Source organism: Acinetobacter sp. ANC 3882, from assembly GCF_022549545.1.
Taxonomy (GTDB): Bacteria; Pseudomonadota; Gammaproteobacteria; order Pseudomonadales; family Moraxellaceae; genus Acinetobacter.
In genome coordinates, this window is the sequence record NZ_JAKZGB010000004.1 from 313640 (window position 1) to 331588 (window position 17949).

14 protein-coding genes are annotated in these 17949 nt (G+C 40.9%); 9 read left to right on the forward strand and 5 right to left on the reverse strand.

Annotated elements, in window-relative coordinates:
- Positions 1-43: 43 nt before the first annotated feature.
- Positions 44-649 carry a LysE family translocator gene (locus MMO42_RS10755; protein ID WP_241320522.1) on the reverse strand — a complete coding sequence of 202 codons (606 nt, stop codon included), beginning with the start codon at positions 647-649 and terminating at the stop codon, positions 44-46.
- Positions 650-751: 102 nt separating this feature from the next.
- On the opposite strand from MMO42_RS10755, the gene MMO42_RS10760 reads away from it, so the two are divergent.
- On the forward strand, positions 752-1621 hold the full coding sequence (locus tag MMO42_RS10760) for a LysR family transcriptional regulator (protein WP_241320523.1): 870 nt from the start codon (positions 752-754) through the stop codon (positions 1619-1621).
- Positions 1622-1672: 51 nt separating this feature from the next.
- On the opposite strand, the gene MMO42_RS10765 is transcribed toward MMO42_RS10760, so the two are convergent.
- Together MMO42_RS10765 and MMO42_RS10770 are read right to left on the reverse strand one after the other, a co-directional pair.
- Positions 1673-2293, reverse strand: a complete 621-nt coding sequence (locus MMO42_RS10765; protein ID WP_241320524.1) for a DedA family protein — start codon at positions 2291-2293, stop codon at positions 1673-1675.
- A 147-nt stretch (positions 2294-2440) separates the two neighbouring features.
- Complete coding sequence (locus MMO42_RS10770; RefSeq protein ID WP_005296294.1) at positions 2441-3373, reverse strand: rhodanese-related sulfurtransferase; 933 nt, start codon at positions 3371-3373, stop codon at positions 2441-2443.
- Between the two features lie 109 nt (positions 3374-3482).
- Here MMO42_RS10770 and MMO42_RS10775 point away from each other — a divergent pair, with 109 nt between their 5' ends.
- Positions 3483-3980, forward strand: a complete 498-nt coding sequence (locus MMO42_RS10775) for a DUF1289 domain-containing protein (RefSeq protein WP_241320525.1) — start codon at positions 3483-3485, stop codon at positions 3978-3980.
- A 67-nt stretch (positions 3981-4047) separates the two neighbouring features.
- On the opposite strand, the gene MMO42_RS10780 is transcribed toward MMO42_RS10775, so the two are convergent.
- Both MMO42_RS10780 and gltA read right to left on the reverse strand, forming a co-directional pair.
- Positions 4048-5829 carry a DKNYY domain-containing protein gene (locus tag MMO42_RS10780; protein WP_241320526.1) on the reverse strand — a complete coding sequence of 594 codons (1782 nt, stop codon included), beginning with the start codon at positions 5827-5829 and terminating at the stop codon, positions 4048-4050.
- Positions 5830-5945: 116 nt separating this feature from the next.
- The gene (gltA, locus tag MMO42_RS10785; RefSeq protein ID WP_005208483.1) at positions 5946-7220 is read right to left on the reverse strand and encodes a citrate synthase; all 1275 of its coding nucleotides are present in this window, start codon (positions 7218-7220) and stop codon (positions 5946-5948) included.
- Positions 7221-8119: 899 nt separating this feature from the next.
- On the opposite strand from gltA, the gene sdhC reads away from it, so the two are divergent.
- The 7 genes from sdhC (at position 8120) to lpdA (ending at position 17861) form a co-directional block, all read left to right on the forward strand.
- Positions 8120-8521 carry a succinate dehydrogenase, cytochrome b556 subunit gene (gene sdhC, locus MMO42_RS10790; protein WP_050560056.1) on the forward strand — a complete coding sequence of 134 codons (402 nt, stop codon included), beginning with the start codon at positions 8120-8122 and terminating at the stop codon, positions 8519-8521.
- Complete coding sequence (sdhD, locus tag MMO42_RS10795) at positions 8521-8886, forward strand: succinate dehydrogenase, hydrophobic membrane anchor protein (RefSeq protein ID WP_005296285.1); 366 nt, start codon at positions 8521-8523, stop codon at positions 8884-8886. Before sdhC ends, sdhD begins: the two co-directional genes overlap by 1 nt.
- A gap of 12 nt (positions 8887-8898) precedes the next feature.
- On the forward strand, positions 8899-10794 hold the full coding sequence (sdhA, locus tag MMO42_RS10800; RefSeq protein WP_005296283.1) for a succinate dehydrogenase flavoprotein subunit: 1896 nt from the start codon (positions 8899-8901) through the stop codon (positions 10792-10794).
- Positions 10795-10808: 14 nt separating this feature from the next.
- The gene (locus tag MMO42_RS10805) at positions 10809-11519 is read left to right on the forward strand and encodes a succinate dehydrogenase iron-sulfur subunit (RefSeq protein WP_005296281.1); all 711 of its coding nucleotides are present in this window, start codon (positions 10809-10811) and stop codon (positions 11517-11519) included.
- Positions 11520-12259: 740 nt separating this feature from the next.
- On the forward strand, positions 12260-15100 hold the full coding sequence (locus tag MMO42_RS10815; protein ID WP_241320527.1) for a 2-oxoglutarate dehydrogenase E1 component: 2841 nt from the start codon (positions 12260-12262) through the stop codon (positions 15098-15100).
- Positions 15100-16293: a 2-oxoglutarate dehydrogenase complex dihydrolipoyllysine-residue succinyltransferase gene (odhB, locus tag MMO42_RS10820; RefSeq protein ID WP_005296275.1), complete on the forward strand. Its 1194-nt coding sequence runs from the start codon at positions 15100-15102 to the stop codon at positions 16291-16293. Before MMO42_RS10815 ends, odhB begins: the two co-directional genes overlap by 1 nt.
- A gap of 134 nt (positions 16294-16427) precedes the next feature.
- Positions 16428-17861 carry a dihydrolipoyl dehydrogenase gene (lpdA, locus tag MMO42_RS10825; protein ID WP_241320528.1) on the forward strand — a complete coding sequence of 478 codons (1434 nt, stop codon included), beginning with the start codon at positions 16428-16430 and terminating at the stop codon, positions 17859-17861.
- The last annotated feature ends 88 nt before the right edge of the window (positions 17862-17949 follow it).

Here is a 17949-nt window from a genome sequence, read left to right on the forward strand (position 1 = left end):
TATCTCTGAATCTTTTGCTTTAAGTTTCTTTGAAGTAAATGGTTTAAAACGTAGTAAACAATAAACTCAGTCCTAATCCAGCCAAGACCACACCAATACTTTGATTGATGCGGATTTGTTTGGCTAGAATTTTATTTCGAATCATAGGGGTAGAACAGAACAGGGCAATAAGGGCAAACCACAGTAGATGAGTTCCCGACATGAAAACGCTGTAGACGAATAGCTTCACGCTGTTGTTTTCTGGTGCCATGATTTGTACAAAAATACTCATTACAAAGAGTGTAGTTTTGGGGTTTAAGCTATTGGTGAAAAAGCCCTGTTTGAATGCTTGCCAGTGGGTTGTCTCTAGGCTTTTCACATCTAAATTAACTGGTGGTTGAGTAAAGGTCTTATAGCCGATATAAATTAAATAACTGGCGCCAAGATATTGGATCAGGTGAATTAAACTCGGCAGATATTGTTGTAAGAAAGTGAGTCCAATCAAACTATAGCTAATATGGACCCATACACCACAAGCAATACCATAAGCAGTATACAACCCTAGATTTCGACCATAGAGATAGCTGTTCCGGGTCACTAGAGCAAAGTCAGCACCTGGGCTGATCACGGCTAGTACAGTGACTAAGCCCACCATTATAATTTCATTCACTCATCTATTCCTAAATTGATCTCTATAATAATTGTTATATTTTTCATATATTTGTTATATTTAAAATCGAAATTAATTCTTGTCTATGCATGAGTTTTTGGAATGATAGAGCGTTTGTATTTGAATTCACTTAAGTTTTTTTATTATGTGGCACGTTATGAGAGTATGACGATAGCTGCCGAAAAACTGTATGTGACTCAAGGAGCAGTGAGCAAGCAGCTTAAAAATTTAGAAGAAAGCTTGGGTTTTGCCTTATTTATCCGAGAAACGAGAAAGTTAAGCTTAACTCCTGAGGGTGAGGCCTTATTTGATTGCTGTCAGCAGGTTTTTCAGCAGATTGATCAATGTTTATTGCAGTTAACACAACATACACAGGCGCAACGAAATCTTGTTCTTTCCTGTGAGCCGACCATTGCGATGAAATGGCTGATTCCTCGGTTGGTGCATTTTAAACAGCTATATCCAGAGTTTGAGGTCAGTTTGTTAACGGGCGGTGGTGCTGTGGATTTTAAAACACAAAACATCGATCTGGCTTTAAGGCGAGATGATTTTGCTTGGGGAGAAGCGATCTATAGCGAAAAAATAGCCGATGAACAGATGTTATGTGTGACAGCCAGCCAGCATCAATCTTCAGCAACTCAGATGTTTATTTCCAAGTCGAGAGCAAAATTATGGCGACAGTTTAGAAGTCGCCACTCAGAACAATTTAATGATTTCCAGCAATCTACGCTTGAGCATTTTTATTTGTGTATAGAGGCATGTTTGGCTGGCTTAGGTGCGACTGTAGTTTCAGCTTACATGGTTGAAAGGGAGATTCAGTATCAAATGTTAACCACATTAACACCTGTCTATGCAGATGGTTCATCTTATTATCTATTGTCAGCTCAGCCCTTTGAAAATGATGTAAGAAAATTACTGCTCAGGGATTGGCTTAGAGATGAAATGCAAAAGAGCCAGTTAGGCTTTGCTTGATCAGAGCAAGTAAATATTGAATGACAATGCAGTTTGTACAGCCGTAGTTTGTTATTTCTGCTCTGATTTCACAAGATAAAACTTTTTCAAGGCCCACCATGCAATGTAGAGAATGACAATTGCTAAAATCAGGTAGCTGATACGCTGCATGATTGCGCTCATTAAGGCCTGATTTTCGCTGAAATGAAAGCCGAGATAGGCTAAAAAGCTGGTCCAGATCACGGTGCCTGCAATGCTATAAAACATAAACTTTGCAAAAGGCATTCTACTCATACCAGCAGGAATGCTAATTAAAGAACGAACCGCTGGAATCATTCGCCCGAAGAAAACAATGCGATGCCCATGCTTGTTAAACCACGTTAAGGCTTTTTCTAGGTCGGCCACCTGAATACGTAAGTATTTTCCATAACGCTCTATGAAATTAAACAGACGTTGCTGCGGAACTTTTCGTCCTACCCAGTACAGCAGCATCGCTGCGAGAATCGAACCGACACTGCCCGCAATAATGACACCGATGAGGGTGAGCTCGCCTTTTGATGCAGTATAGCCCGCTGTAGGCATGATGATTTCAGAGGGAATAGGGGGGAAGACATTATCGAGAAACATCAATAATGCGATACCTAAATACCCAAGTTTTTCCGTGGCGGATAGAACCCACTCTTCCAGTCCCATAATGCCCTTATATGATTCATTTGATTATTGTTTTTTAGCATAGTGGTAGTTGATGCAATGCTCAATAGTCGAATCGTTACATCATTTTTATCATCTCAATAAAAAAGCCATAGTTGAACTATGGCTTTTAATATAGTTTTCTTCAGCTTACAGGCGTTTGCGTTTTGCAGCTGCAATTTGTGATTGGCGCATACGGAAGCCTGCTTTTTGCTTGTCCGTGGTTTTGTCAATACAGTAAACACAAGAAACACCGTGTTCATAACTGGTTAGTTCAGCTTCAACTTTGGTCAGTGGCCAACCGCAAGCATGACACTTGATGTTTTCACCTTCTTCAACGCCGTGTGTAACCGCAGTACGGCCATCAAAAACGAAGCATTCACCTTCCCACATACTTTCTTCCGCAGGGGTTTCTTCAAGGTATTTAAGAATGCCACCTTTGAGGTGATAGACTTCATTAAAGCCTTCTTGTAAAAGCAGTGAGGTTGATTTTTCACAACGGATACCACCCGTACAGAACATCGCAATTTTTTTATCTTTATGTTGTTCAAGATTTTGTTTTACATATTCAGGAAATTCACGGAATGACTCTGTTTTAGGATCGACTGCACCCTTGAATGTACCCGCTTTGTATTCATAATCATTACGGGTATCGATGAGGATCACATCATCACGACTAATTAGCTCATTCCATTGTTTAGGATCAAGATAGTGGCCGACTAAATCACGCGGCTTCACTTCTACACCTAAAGTTACAATTTCATTTTTAAGTTTAATTTTCATTTTACGGAATGGTTTTTCAGAGCTTTCAGACTCTTTATATTCCATTGCGTTAAAACCTTCGTTCAAAAGGAATTGATGAACTGAATCAATTGCGGCACGATCGCCTGCAACCGTACCGTTAATTCCTTCAGAGGCTACAATTAGAGTTCCACATAAATTGATGCTATTCACTAAGTCCAAAAGACGTTGTTGCAGGTCCGCTGCATCTGAAACTTCTTTAAATTGATATAGTGCCGCAACAACCCAATTATTGGTCGCTTGCTGTTCTACAGGTGCAAGCTGTTCTACAGTAGCGTTCATGGATAACTCCAAATGTATTAAGATAGAAAAATTAGGCGCACATTTTAGCGCGAAATCTGAAAATAAGCGAGAAAACCATAAAATAAATATGGTTTTATAGGAGTTGGTTTTGAGTAATGATCGTCGAATTCCATCATTGACCCCATGTGCAGGGCGCTGTTCAACGGTATTTGGTGATCTGGTCTGTCGTGGCTGTCGTCGTTTTAATCATGAAGTGATTCAGTGGAATACTTATACGGCAGAGCAAAGGTTAATGGTCTGGAAGCGCTTAGATGCACAACTCGATCAAATTCTTGTTCCTTTGCTGCCTCATGCAAATCTACAGCATATTGAGGGCTTTATTCAGAATAAGCGCACGAGGGTATTAGATAACGCCAGTAAGGGGCGTAAGCTGTACCACGCTTTAAAGATTTGTGAGAAGAATAAGCATTTGGCGCATGAGAGCGGTCTTGGAATCACTGATGCGCAAGTTAAACCCATCTGGGATGAGTTTGAGCGTCGTGTATTGGCTTTGGCGAAAGCGAGTTATGAGCTGGCATGGTTACGTGCGGATGGTATCAGCAATACTTTGTTACGCGCTTTAGAATTGGAAGAAGACGAGATTTAATAAAGTAGCTGATCTATTCACTTTTGTATCTATTCACTTTGATGAGTTGATGGTTATTAAAAAAGATCTAGTCAATCTCCTCCTGCGAAGCACTGTTATTGTGATGAAATAGCTCAGATAGTTTCAGTGAGCTTGGGTTTCGTGCGAAATATTGGGCTAGGATGCGCTGATCCGTTTCACGCATGAGGCTGATTTTGAAGCCATGCGTGGTGGTTCCAGAAGAACGTCCTTTGGTTCGATAGAGTTTTTCAGTGATGATGTAAATATTCTTTCCATCACTAAAACGGCGATCCTCCAGAACATGTAGCTGCACAGGTTGGGAGAAGCGATAGAGTACTTTGAGTTGTTGATAAAACTCATCATAAACATAAATCTGTTGCTGATCTGCAAAAAGATAGCCGAAATTTCCAGGGTAGGGTTCGTTACTTTGATGACCAATCATTTGCAAATGTGCTGTATCGACTGATGTAGTCCCCCAAAGCTTATGCACAGCAATGTTGGGGAGTGCATGTTCATTTAAATAAAAAGATTGACCGTCTGTTGCTAGGTTGATGTTCTGACTAAAACGATTACTGCCGCTAAAAATTTGAGTCTGTTGAGCGTTTAGCTTGTCTAACTTTTTATCTTGATAATAAACATACTGTTGATCATGAATATATTGGCTGTTATTTGGAAAAGCTGTGCTCTGTTGTGGATTTAAATCTGTTAAGACCTGTGTTTTGTAATAGACATGTCGATCATCTTTTGCATAAAAATAGACCAATGCATTGAAAGTGGGGTGCAATACTGCTGCAAAGTCAGCCGCATTCGCGTTGACCAAGTGTTTATCTCGAAAGTAAACCCGTTGCTGATCTTTGCTAAAGTCATTGCCTAAATAAAGCGTTTGCGCAGGGTTTAGCCGAGACAAGATATGGTCTTGCCAGTAAACATGTTGTGCTGTTTTACCAACATTGCTATACAGCTCATCGGCACGGTTTGGGAGGTTGCTCAAAGCTAAACCAGTAAATTGATCAGCGCTGACTTGAGGCAGTAAAAATGTGCCTTGGCCTTGCTTGAAAATATAGACCTGATTCTGGAAAGTTTCAAAATTTGTCCCAGAGATCGACTGTGTTTGTTGATGGGGTAAGTTGATGCTGCCATCGTTAAACTCATGCCAGAGTAGAGAGGCTATAAAAAGACTGAAACTGGTTAAAATAACAAGGATGAGTCCTGTAGTAAGCCATTTCTGTTTTCTTTGATAAGCAGCGAGCGCTTGTTGATCTGCAATCAAACTGATGATGTCAACATGGGTTTTCTTATTGATATTTGAGTTACTGACACGTTGTAACTGTTGTTGCTTTGCCAGAGCTTCCAGTTTTTTCCAGAATGATAAAAACTCACAATGTTGCTGGGTTAACGTGGCAGGCCACATCCATGAATTAAAATAAAAATACTGTCGATAGGGTTTGCTTTTACTCAAGAGATTGAAACTGTGGATTTGAGTATGCCGCTGTTGCAGTTGTATTTGAATCAGCTCTTGCCAACTGAAAAAATTAGCTTGAGTAGAGCTATCTAGTGAGATGCCTTGTTGATACAGTTTAAGCGTGATCGAGCGTTTAAAGTACTTCTGATAAAGCTGGTTATACAGATACACAATCGGTATCAATAAACCAAACATCAAAGCAATATTCAGTAATTGGGCGAAGAAGGGAAGTAATTGATAAAAGTAATAAAGACTTAAATCATAAGTCAAATAAACGAGAACAGCCCAAATCAGTATGATCATCAATAAAAATAGCGTAAAGGATGCAATTTTCATTTGAAAGACGGGCAGTGTGAGCTGCATTACAACAGCGGATCTTTTTATCATTGGCTCGGTAAGTTAGTTATGCAAAAACAATATTGTTTAAATTTTCTTTTAAGAGCATAACCGATAAAACAAAAAAAGGATGCAGAAGCATCCTTTTTTATCAACGCCAATAGAAATTAACGTTTGATGTCGCGTTGCGTCGAACCTGTATAAAGCTGACGTGGACGACCGATCTTGTAAGGACCGCTGTGCATTTCTAACCAGTGGCTGATCCAACCAACTGTACGTGCAAGCGCGAAAATTACAGTAAACATGCCAGTTGGGATACCAATCGCTTTTAAGATGATACCTGAATAGAAGTCTACGTTCGGGTAAAGCTTACGCTCAACGAAGTACGGGTCGTTCAGTGCAATACGCTCAAGTTCCATTGCAAGTTGCAATTGTGGATCGTTGATGCCTAATGCTGCAAGAACTTCGTCACATGTTTCTTTCATGACTTTCGCACGTGGGTCGAAGTTTTTGTAAACACGGTGACCGAAGCCCATGAGTTTAACTTCTTTGCGCTTCACTTTTTCCATGAATTCAGCAACGTTTTCTACGCTACCAATTTCATCTAACATTTTAAGTACAGCTTCGTTTGCACCACCGTGAGCAGGTCCCCAAAGTGCTGAGATACCAGCAGAGATACATGCATACGGGTTTGCGCCAGTAGAACCAGCAAGGCGAACTGTAGAAGTAGACGCATTTTGTTCGTGGTCAGCATGAAGCGTAAAGATACGATCCATTGCACGAGCAAGAACTGGGTTGACTTGATAATCACGGTCAGCAGGTGTAGCAAACATCATGTGTAGGAAGTTTTCTGCATAACCTAAGTCATTACGTGGGTAAATGAATGGTTGACCTACTGTATATTTGTAGCTCCACGCTGCAAGCGTAGGAATTTTCGCGATTAAGCGAATTGCAGTAATTTCACGGTGGTTTACATCTTCGATGTCTAAACCGTTGTGATAGAACGCAGATAATGCACCAACAACACCAACCATTATAGCCATAGGATGAGCATCACGACGGAAACCATTGAAGAAACGGCTTACTTGATCATGAACCATAGTATGGTTACGTACTTTAGCGTCAAATTCTGCTTTCTGTTCAGCATTTGGAAGCTCGCCATTTAACAATAAATAGCAAGTTTCTAAGTAGTCTGCTTGAGTCGCTAATTGATCAATTGGATAACCACGGTGTAATAAAACACCTTTGTCACCATCAATGAATGTGATCTTAGATTCGCAAGCAGCTGTCGCCATAAAACCAGGATCGAAAGTAAAGTGACCTGATGCCAATACATCTTTAACGTCAATTACATCTGGGCCTAATGTGCCGCTGTAAATTGGTAATTCAATTTCTTTGCCATCAAGCTGTAATACGGCTTTTTTGCCAGTTGCTGCAGACATTCAATAGATCTCCTGTCCTGGTGAATGATTATCTGACTCGAAATACTAATCTTGTCATGTGCGAATCAGACGGTGTCAAAATTTGCTATAAGATTAGTGGTTACTAAAATTTTGTCAATTATACTTAGGGATAAAAAATGACGTTGCTACAGTCAATTAGTCATTCAGTATCGAAGAAAAAACTGAGTAAAATCACAGCACCGGTCGAGTATAATATGTCAAATCAAGTTTCAGGTGCATAAAAAAAATGAAGCATCAGTCCAATTGTAAGTAAATTTTTACTTGGAGGAGAGGGTGCTGCTTATAAAATAAATACTTATCATTGCTGAAACCCTTATATTTCCCGTTGTTTGATATTAAACGATCATTCAAAAACACAGAAAAAAGGTTGTTTTGAGCAACATTATTGACCTGTTATGGTGCGATTAATTGTATAAAAAATGACTCGTTGATTTTGGGTAATTGAAGGATAAAAATAGATTATCAATTTACGATATTTAAAATATAAATGAGGACTATTATTTTTGACTATGTATCACATTGCGAAATTATGCCGATTTAAAGCCAGAAAAGCTGTTTTTGAATAAATATAAAGAAAAGAATTTATAAAATTAAATATGATCTATAAAAAATAGTATTTTATTTTTATTATTACAAAACAATTAGATAGTTATTTTTGTCGGAATTTGTTGGATTTGGCGCCGTTATTATGCGTGTGAATGATTCTTATTTAAAGTTTTTTTCGACTAAAGCGAAAGTTGATTGTTTGTATTTTGATATTTCACGTTTTATAATTCGGTGTCGTTATATAGGTTAGGCATGTGCTGTGCTTGCCTAACAATGCCAGCTTTCCTTTGAATTAAGTCAAACAAACTCCGGATGGAGTTTCTACCTACAGGATGCCCGCTGTGAAAAGCAACAGACCTGTCAATTTGTCCATGGGTCAGGTATTAGCGGTAAATTTACGCTCGCCCGTGGCTATTGCCTCAATTCTACACCGTCTATCAGGTGTAATCGTTTTCTTATTGGTTGCAGTTCTTTTATGGATCTTGGATAAGTCTTTATCTTCTCCAGAAGGATTTGACTACGTTAAAAATGTCGTTTTCGGAAATATCTGTGTACGTTTCATCGTATGGGTATTTGTAGCTGGCTTGATTTTTCACTTGATCGCAGGTGTTAAGCATTTACTTGCTGACCTCGGTTTTGCTGAAGAACTTCAAAGCGGTCGTATCGCTGCTACAGTTTCATTGATCTTGTCTGCGGTTGGTATTGTCGCAGCATTCGTATGGATTATGTTCTGATGAAAAGTGCTACAGGTTTAACAGGTTCAGGTTCTCGCGATTGGTATATCCAACGTATTAGTGCTGTAGTGTTGGCTGCTTACACTGTGGTTTTGTTTGGCTGGATCCTTTGCAATAGCGGATTTGGTTATGAACAGTGGGCTGGCTTTATGCTGACTTTGCCAATGAAGATTTTCTCTTTATTAGCAGTGTTATCGCTCGTTGCACACGCTTGGATTGGTATGTGGCAAGTCTTTACTGATTATGTAACGACTCGTCAAATGGGCCCTTCAGCTTCAGGTTTACGCCTTGTACTCACTTCTGCTGTCATTATTTCAGTGTTCGTGTACGCAATCTGGGGTATCCAGATTTTCTGGGCAAATTGATAGGAAGAGATCATGGGCGCAATTAACCCTCAAGAAGATTATTCAAATATTCAAAACCTCACTTTCGATGCAGTTATCGTTGGTGGTGGTGGTTCTGGTATGCGTGCTGCTTATCAACTTGCTCAAGCAGGTTTAAAAGTTGCAGTATTAACCAAAGTATTCCCAACACGTTCGCATACAGTTGCTGCTCAAGGTGGTATTGGTGCGTCGTTAGGTAACATGCAAGAAGATAATTGGCATTATCACTTTTATGACACGGTTAAAGGTTCTGACTGGTTAGGCGATCAGGACGCAATCGAGTTCATGACACGTGAAGCGCCAAAAGTTGTATATGAGCTTGAACACCTTGGTATGCCTTTTGACCGTAACGAAGATGGTACGATCTATCAGCGTCCATTCGGTGGTCACTCTGCAAACTACGGTGAAAAAGCTGTTCCACGTGCATGTGCTGCTGCTGACCGTACAGGTCACGCGTTATTGCATACCTTGTATCAAAGCAACGTGAAAATGGGCACCCAATTCTACGTTGAGTGGATTGCATTAGACTTGATCCGTAATGAAGCGGGTGATGTTCTTGGTGTTACAGCGATCGACCAAGAAACGGGTAACATCGCCGTATTCCAAGCGAAAGCGACTTTGTTTGCTACCGGTGGTGCTGGTCGTGTGTATCGTGCATCAACCAATGCTTATATCAACACTGGTGACGGTCTTGGTATGGCTGCTCGTGCAGGTATTCCATTACAAGATATGGAATTCTGGCAATTCCACCCAACGGGTGTTGCGGGCGCAGGCGTATTGTTAACTGAAGGTTGTCGTGGTGAAGGTGGTATCCTTCGTAACAAAGACGGCGAACCATTCATGGAACGTTATGCACCAACTTTAAAAGACTTGGCACCACGTGACTTCGTATCACGCTCAATGGACCAAGAAATTAAAGAAGGTCGTGGTTGTGGTCCTAAGGCGGATTATATCTTGTTAGATATGACTCACTTGGGTGCTGAAACGATTATGAAGCGTCTTCCGTCTGTATTTGAGATTGGTAAGAAATTCGCAAACGTTGACTGTACCAAAGAGCCAATTCCAGTTGTACCAACAATCCATTATCAAATGGGTGGTATTCCAACGAATATTCACGGTCAAGTGGTTGTACCGCATGGTGTAGAAGAAGGTGAATTCTCTGCTCACTATGACAAAGACACCAAAGAGTACACATATAAAGGTACACGTGATTATGTAAAACCTGTAAAAGGTTTCTACGCAATTGGCGAATGTTCTTGCGTATCTGTACATGGTGCAAACCGTTTGGGTACAAACTCATTGCTTGACCTTGTTGTATTTGGTAAAGCAGCGGGTGAGCATATCATCGATTATGTGACTAAACATCATGGTGATGACTATGCACCGCTTCCAACAGATGTATTGGTTAATACGTTGGAGCGTGTACGTAAATTAGATGATTCAGCGACTGGCGAAAACGCGCAAGAAGTGGCTGATGCTATCCGTGACATCGTGCAAGATCACGCTGGTGTATTCCGTACTCAAGCATTGCTTGATAAAGGCGTAAAAGAAATTCTTGCGATTGAACCACGTGTTCGTAACATTCATTTGAAAGACAAATCTAGAGTATTCAACACAGCACGTGTTGAAGCATTAGAAGTTGAAAACTTGTATGAGGTAGCGAAGGCGACTTTGATTTCTGCTGCTGCACGTAAAGAATGTCGTGGTGCGCATACAGTTGTTGACTATGAGTTAGCACCTGATCACCCAACTTATTCTTACGGTCGCCGTGATGATGAGTGGATGAAACATACATTATGGTATTCATCAGACAACCGTCTTGAATATAAGCCAGTACGTTTCACACCATTAACGGTTGAAGCAATTGAACCTAAACCACGTACATTCTAATCGGGAGAACAAAGATGAGTAGAGGCACTCGTACATTCGAAATCTACCGCTATGATCCTGATAAGGATAAAGCGCCGTACATGCAAACTTATAAACTCGAGTTAACCGATAAGCACCGTATGTTGCTTGATGCGTTACTTGCGTTGAAAGTACAAGATGAGTCATTAACATTCCGTCGCTCTTGCCGTGAAGGCATTTGTGGTTCGGATGGTGTGAACATCAATGGTAAAAATGGTTTAGCGTGCTTGTGGAACTTGAACGATTTACCAGAGAAGATTGTGATCCGTCCTTTACCTGGTTTACCAGTAGTAAAAGACTTGGTTGTAGACATGAACCAGTTCTATGATCAATATGACAAGATTCAGCCGTTCTTGATCAACAATCAGCCAGCACCAGCGAAAGAGCGTTTGCAGTCTCAAGCAGAACGTGAACACTTAGATGGTCTATATGAATGTATTCTTTGTGCATGTTGTTCAACTTCATGCCCATCATTCTGGTGGAACCCAGATAAGTTCCTTGGACCATCTGCATTGTTAAATGCATACCGCTTTATCATTGACTCTCGTGATACGGCAACACAAGAGCGTTTGGCTCGTTTAGACGATCCATTCTCTTTGTTCCGTTGTAAGGGAATCATGAACTGTGTATCTGTATGTCCTAAAGGTTTAAACCCGACAAAGGCAATTGGTCACATTCGTAATATGTTGTTAGATCAAGCTGGTTAATCTAGTTTTCTAAGCAACAAAAAAAGGAGGCTTCGAAAAGGGCCTCCTTTTTTGCTTTTAGTATTATTGGTACCGATTGGTTAAAAAATGTTTGCTTAAAAACATCAGGCTTGAATTTTAGAAATTCGACCTTAAATATTTATAGATTTTGCTGTTAAATAAAATCATATAAATCGATATGTTGGTTTGTTTTTGATCGAACTGCGTGGGATTTGTGCAAGATTTGTAGAGAATGTTTATTTTTGATCAATCAGAGTGCAACTTTTATCAAAAGGGCGGTATATTAGAATATAATTTGATGTGTGTATTTCGCTGCTTTATGGGTGGTATGTGTCAAAAAAATCAATCCAAGCTTGAGAACATGTTAGGATTTCTGCCACAACTGGAATCAAAAAATAAGCAGATTCTTGAGCTTATCTCAGAATCGTGTCTTGAAGATTTGTACAGGTTTTATTGAAAAAGTCAATTTAGAAAAGTTAAAAATCCAGTTAATTTTTCTAAAATGATTTGCAAAAAATTGCTCGATTTCATCGAGTATGAAGAATGAGTTATATGCCTTGAATTGAAGGTGTGTAGCTCATTTGTTACATCAAAGGGAATACTCCTGATGTGTAGTAATAATGTCTCAAGGTTGGATGATCTTGGGTAGTAGTGTCTTGTTACCAATTTGACACTATGAATCATGGGTGTGCTTAAAAGGCAGCCTGTATTATTTTTTGCAATAGGAAATGGGTCCAAAAATGCAAGAAGTTGCTGACGCTTCGCGTCTTGACACTGAACTTTCCGCTGATAGTGCAGCGTATATTGAAGAGCTATACGAACAGTACCTAACTTCTCCAACCTCAGTGTCAGAGGATTGGCGTGAATATTTCGATAAATACCCTAAAGGTGATCAACCACACGGCAGTGTGCGCGAGCAATTCCTCCTTTTGGGTCGTAATGCAAACCGAGTTCAACCTGTTGTACAAAGCACTGTAAGCACAGAGCATGAGCGTCGTCAAATTGGTGTTTTACAATTAATCGCTGCTTATCGTAACCGTGGTCATCAAAAAGCTAAACTCGATCCATTAGGTCTTGCGAAACGCGAAGACGTTCCTGACCTCGATTTATCTGCGCACGGTTTAACTAAATCAGATCTCGATACTGTATTTAATACAGGCAACCTCGCAATTGGAAAAGCAGAAGCAACATTGTCTGAAATGGTAGAAGCCATGGAAGCAACTTACTGCGGTTCAATTGGTGCAGAATACATGCATATCGTTGATACCAAAGAAAAGCGTTGGATTCAGCAACGTTTAGAAGGTGTCCGCGGTAAATTCAATTATACCAATGATCAGAAAAAAGGCTTTTTAGAGCGCTTAACTGCGGCAGAAGGCTTAGAAAAGTATCTTGGTAATAAATTCGTTGGTGCGAAACGTTTTGGTGTAGAGGGCGGTGAGTCTTTTATTCCAATGATGAATGAAATCATTCAACGTGCAGGTAGTGTTGGTTGTAAAGAAGTTGTGATTGGTATGCCACACCGTGGTCGTCTCAACCTTCTTGTCAACATTATGGGTAAAAACCCGGCTGACCTTTTTGGTGAGTTTGAAGGAAAAAGTATCCATAAGAAAGGTTCTGGTGACGTTAAGTATCACCAAGGCTTCTCTTCAAACGTAATGACTCCAGGTGGCGAAGTTCACTTAGCATTAGCGTTTAACCCATCACACTTGGAAATTGTTGGTCCAGTGGTCGAAGGTTCAGTTCGTGCACGTCAAGTACGTCGTAAAGACATTGGCGGTGATGACGTACTTCCTGTGATCGTACATGGTGATGCTGCATTTGCAGGTCAAGGTGTCAACCAAGAAACCTTCCAAATGTCACAAACTCGTGGTTACACAGTGGGCGGTACCGTTCATATTGTGATTAATAACCAAGTGGGTTTCACCACATCTGATCCACGCGATACACGTTCTACAGAATACTGTACTGACGTGGCAAAAATGATTCAGTCTCCGATTTTCCATGTGAATGGTGATGATCCAGAAGCTGTTATTTTTGCAACTCAAATCGCGCATGATTTCCGTCATGAATTCCGTAAAGATGTCATCTTAGATTTGTTCTGCTACCGTCGTCGCGGTCATAACGAAGCGGATGAACCATCTGCAACGCAACCAATGATGTATCAAGTGATCAACAAGAAAGCGACTACGCGTACCTTGTATGCAGATCAATTGGTTCAACAACAAATCCTTGATCGCGCTAGTGCCGATGCAATGGTTGAAGGTTATCGTTCTGACTTAGAAGCGGGTAATCACGTTGCCAATGCACTTGTTCGTGAACCGAACAAAAAAATGTTTGTCGATTGGGCGCCTTATTTGGGCCACGAATATACAGATATTTGGGACACGACAGTTGATATCGAGCGTCTGAAAGAACTTGGTAAAACGATGAATACATTACCAGAAGGTTTTGTATTGCAGCGTCAGGTTCAGAAAGTGATCGATGATCGTGTGAAAATGCAAACAGGTGAAATGCCACTTAACTGGGGTGCTGCTGAAACTTTAGCATATGCAACCTTACTTGATGATGGCTTCTTGGTTCGTATCACAGGTGAAGACGTAGGTCGTGGTACATTCTCGCACCGTCATGCCAAATTACATAACCAAGTTGATGGTTCTGTTTATATTCCACTTTGCCATATCAAAGAGAATCAGCCACGTACTGCAGTCTATGACTCTTTATTGTCAGAAGAAGCAGTGCTTGCATTTGAATATGGTTATTCAACGACATTGCCAAAAAGCTTGATCGTTTGGGAAGCGCAATTTGGTGACTTCGCAAACTGTGCGCAAGTGGTGATTGACCAGTTTATCGCTTCGGGTGAAACCAAGTGGGAGCGTGTTTGTGGTCTAACCATGTTGTTACCGCACGGTTATGAAGGTCAAGGTCCAGAGCATTCATCTGCACGTTTAGAGCGTTTCTTACAGCTATGTGCTGAAGACAACATGCAAGTGATGACACCGACAACACCAGCGCAAATTTTCCATGCGTTACGTCGTCAAGCAGTTCGTCCGATTCGTAAGCCAATGATTGTAATGTCACCAAAATCGTTATTACGTCATAAACTTGCGACTTCAACGTTAGATGAATTAGCAAACGGTTCATTCCAAACTGTGATCGATGAAATTGATCAAATCAACAAAGCTGATGTGACTCGTTTAGTGCTTTGTGGTGGTAAGGTTTATTACGATTTACTCGAAAAACGTCGTGAACTTGGTTTAAACCATATTGCGATCGTTCGTGTAGAACAATTGTACCCATACCCAGAGCAACGCCTAGCTGAAGTCATGGCTGCTTATCCAAACATTCAAGAACTTGTTTGGACACAAGAAGAGCCGAAAAACCAAGGCGCTTGGTTATTCATCGTTCCTCGTTTGTATGAAGATGTTCTTAAATCTGGTAAACAAATCCGTATTAGCTATGCTGGTCGTGAAGCATCTGCCGCACCTGCTTGTGGCTCGCCATACTTGCATGCAAAACAACAAGCTCAGCTTATCAATGACGCACTTGCGATTGAAGTTGAACAATCAGGAGATTCTAAATAATGGCAACCGAAATTAAAGCACCGGTATTTCCAGAGTCAGTTGCTGACGGTACGATCGCAACTTGGCACAAGAAAGTAGGTGAACCTGTATCACGTGATGAAGTGATCTGTGACATTGAAACCGATAAAGTTGTTTTAGAAGTGGTTGCTCCAGCTGATGGTAGCTTAGTTGCAATCATCAAAGATGAAGGCGACACCGTTCTTTCTGACGAAGTGATTGCTCAATTCGAAGCTGGTGCTGTTTCTGCAGCTGCTCCTGAAGCTGCTGCACCAGCGGCGGCGGCTCCTGCTGCTTCTGCGCCAGCGGCTGCATCAACTCAAGCGGTTGATCAAAACCAAGCGCCTGCAGTTCGCAAAGCATTATCTGAAACAGGTATCAATGCTGCTGACGTACAAGGTACAGGCCGTGGCGGTCGCATCACTAAAGAAGATGTTGCTGGTCATCAAGCTAAACCTGCTGCATCAGTTCAACCATTAAGTGTTGCTGTAGGCGAGCGTATTGAGAAACGTGTTCCGATGACACGTTTACGTAAGCGTGTTGCTGAGCGTTTATTGGCTGCTACACAACAAACTGCAATGTTAACAACGTTTAACGAAGTTAACATGAAGCCAATCATGGAAATGCGTAAGCAATATAAAGATGCTTTCGAAAAACGTCATGGTGCTCGTTTAGGCTTTATGTCTTTCTTTGTTAAAGCAGCGACTGAAGCATTAAAACGCTACCCAGCAGTGAATGGTTCTATTGATGGTGATGATATTGTTTATCACGGTTTCTATGACATCGGTGTTGCTGTATCGAGTGAGCGTGGCTTAGTTGTGCCAGTCCTTCGTGATACTGACCGCATGAACTATGCAGAAGTGGAAAACGGTATCCGTGATTACGCTTATAAAGCGCGTGACGGTAAATTAGGTATCGAAGACATGACTGGCGGTACGTTCACGATTACCAATGGCGGTACTTTCGGTTCATTGCTTTCAACACCAATTTTAAATACGCCACAAACGGCAATTTTGGGTATGCACAAAATCCAAGAGCGTCCAATGGCTGTAAATGGTCAAGTTGAAATCTTACCAATGATGTATTTAGCTCTTTCTTATGACCACCGTTTAATCGATGGTAAAGAAGCTGTAGGTTTCTTGGTAACAATCAAAGAATTGTTAGAAGAGCCTGCTAAACTTATTCTTGACCTATAACTTATTACTTAAGAATCCCCCTAAATCCCCCTTAACAAAAGGGGGACTTTCACGAGTCATATACGGTTTAAGATTTGTGGAAATTGCTCTTCTTTTTCAAAGAGAGCTTAGGGGAGATTAAAATGGAGATAAAAATGTCTCAACAGTTTGATCTTGTTGTTATTGGCGGTGGACCAGGTGGTTATGAAGCGGCAATTCGTGCAGCTCAACTTGGTTTTAAAGTTGCTTGTATCGAAAAACGTATTCACAACGGTAAGCCATCTCTAGGTGGTACGTGTTTAAATGTGGGTTGTATCCCTTCTAAAGCATTGCTTGACTCTTCTCATCGCTACGAAGCAACTATCCACGAACTTGCTGAACACGGTATTACGACGGGTGAAGTTAAATTTGATTTAGACACTTTGTTAGCACGTAAAGACAAAGTTGTAGATCAATTGACTGGTGGTGTTGCTCAATTACTGAAAGGTAATGGTATCGAGTGGTTACAAGGTACTGGTAAATTACTTGCAGGTAAAAAAGTAGAATTCACACCGTTTGAAGGTGATGTACAGGTTTTAGAACCGAAGTACGTGATTCTTGCAACGGGTTCTGTACCTGTAAATATTCCAGTAGCACCTGTTGATGAAGACTTAATTGTTGACTCTACTGGCGCGTTGAAATTCCAAGAAGTTCCTAAACGTCTTGGTGTGATCGGTGCGGGTGTGATCGGTTTAGAGCTTGGCTCGGTATGGCGTCGTCTTGGTTCAGAAGTTGTTGTATTTGAGGCATTAGATGCATTCTTACCAATGGCTGATAAAGCTTTGGCGAAGGAATATCAAAAAATCTTGAAAAAACAAGGTTTAGATATCCGTATCGGTGCGAAAGTTTCTGGCGCTGCAACCAATGGTCAAGAAGTAACGGTTAAATACAACCAAGCTGGCGAAGACAAAGAACAAGTTTTTGACAAGCTTATCGTTTGTGTAGGCCGTAAAGCATATGCAGAAGGTTTATTAGCTGAAGATTCAGGCATTAAATTGACTGAGCGTGGTTTGGTTGATGTAAATGACCAATGTCAAACATCTGTAGAAGGTGTTTACGCGATTGGTGACTTGGTACGCGGTCCAATGCTTGCACATAAAGCAATGGAAGAGGGCGTAATGGCTGTTGAACGTATTCACGGTCACGCAGCTCAAGTGAACTATGACACGATCATCAGCGTTATTTACACACACCCAGAAGCAGCTTGGGTTGGTTTAACTGAAGAACAAGCAGCTGAAAAAGGTCATGAAGTTAAAGCAGGTCAATTCCCGTTTGCGGTGAATGGTCGTGCCTTGGCTGCTGGTGACACTGCCGGTTTTGTGAAATTCGTTGCTGATGCGAAAACAGATCGTCTTTTAGGTATGCACGTTGTGGGTCCAAATGCATCTGACATCGTACATCAAGGTATGATTGCACTTGAGTTTGTATCTTCTGTTGAAGATTTACAATTGATGACTTTCGGTCACCCGACTTTCTCTGAAGTTGTACATGAAGCAGCGCTTTCTGTTGACGGTCGTGCAATCCACGCGATTCAACGTAAGCGTAAATAAATATAAAGTGTGGTTCGCCACACTTTTTTTGAATGATGATGATTGTCTTATTTAGGCAATCATTTATTCAATATGTAGCAGTCTGATT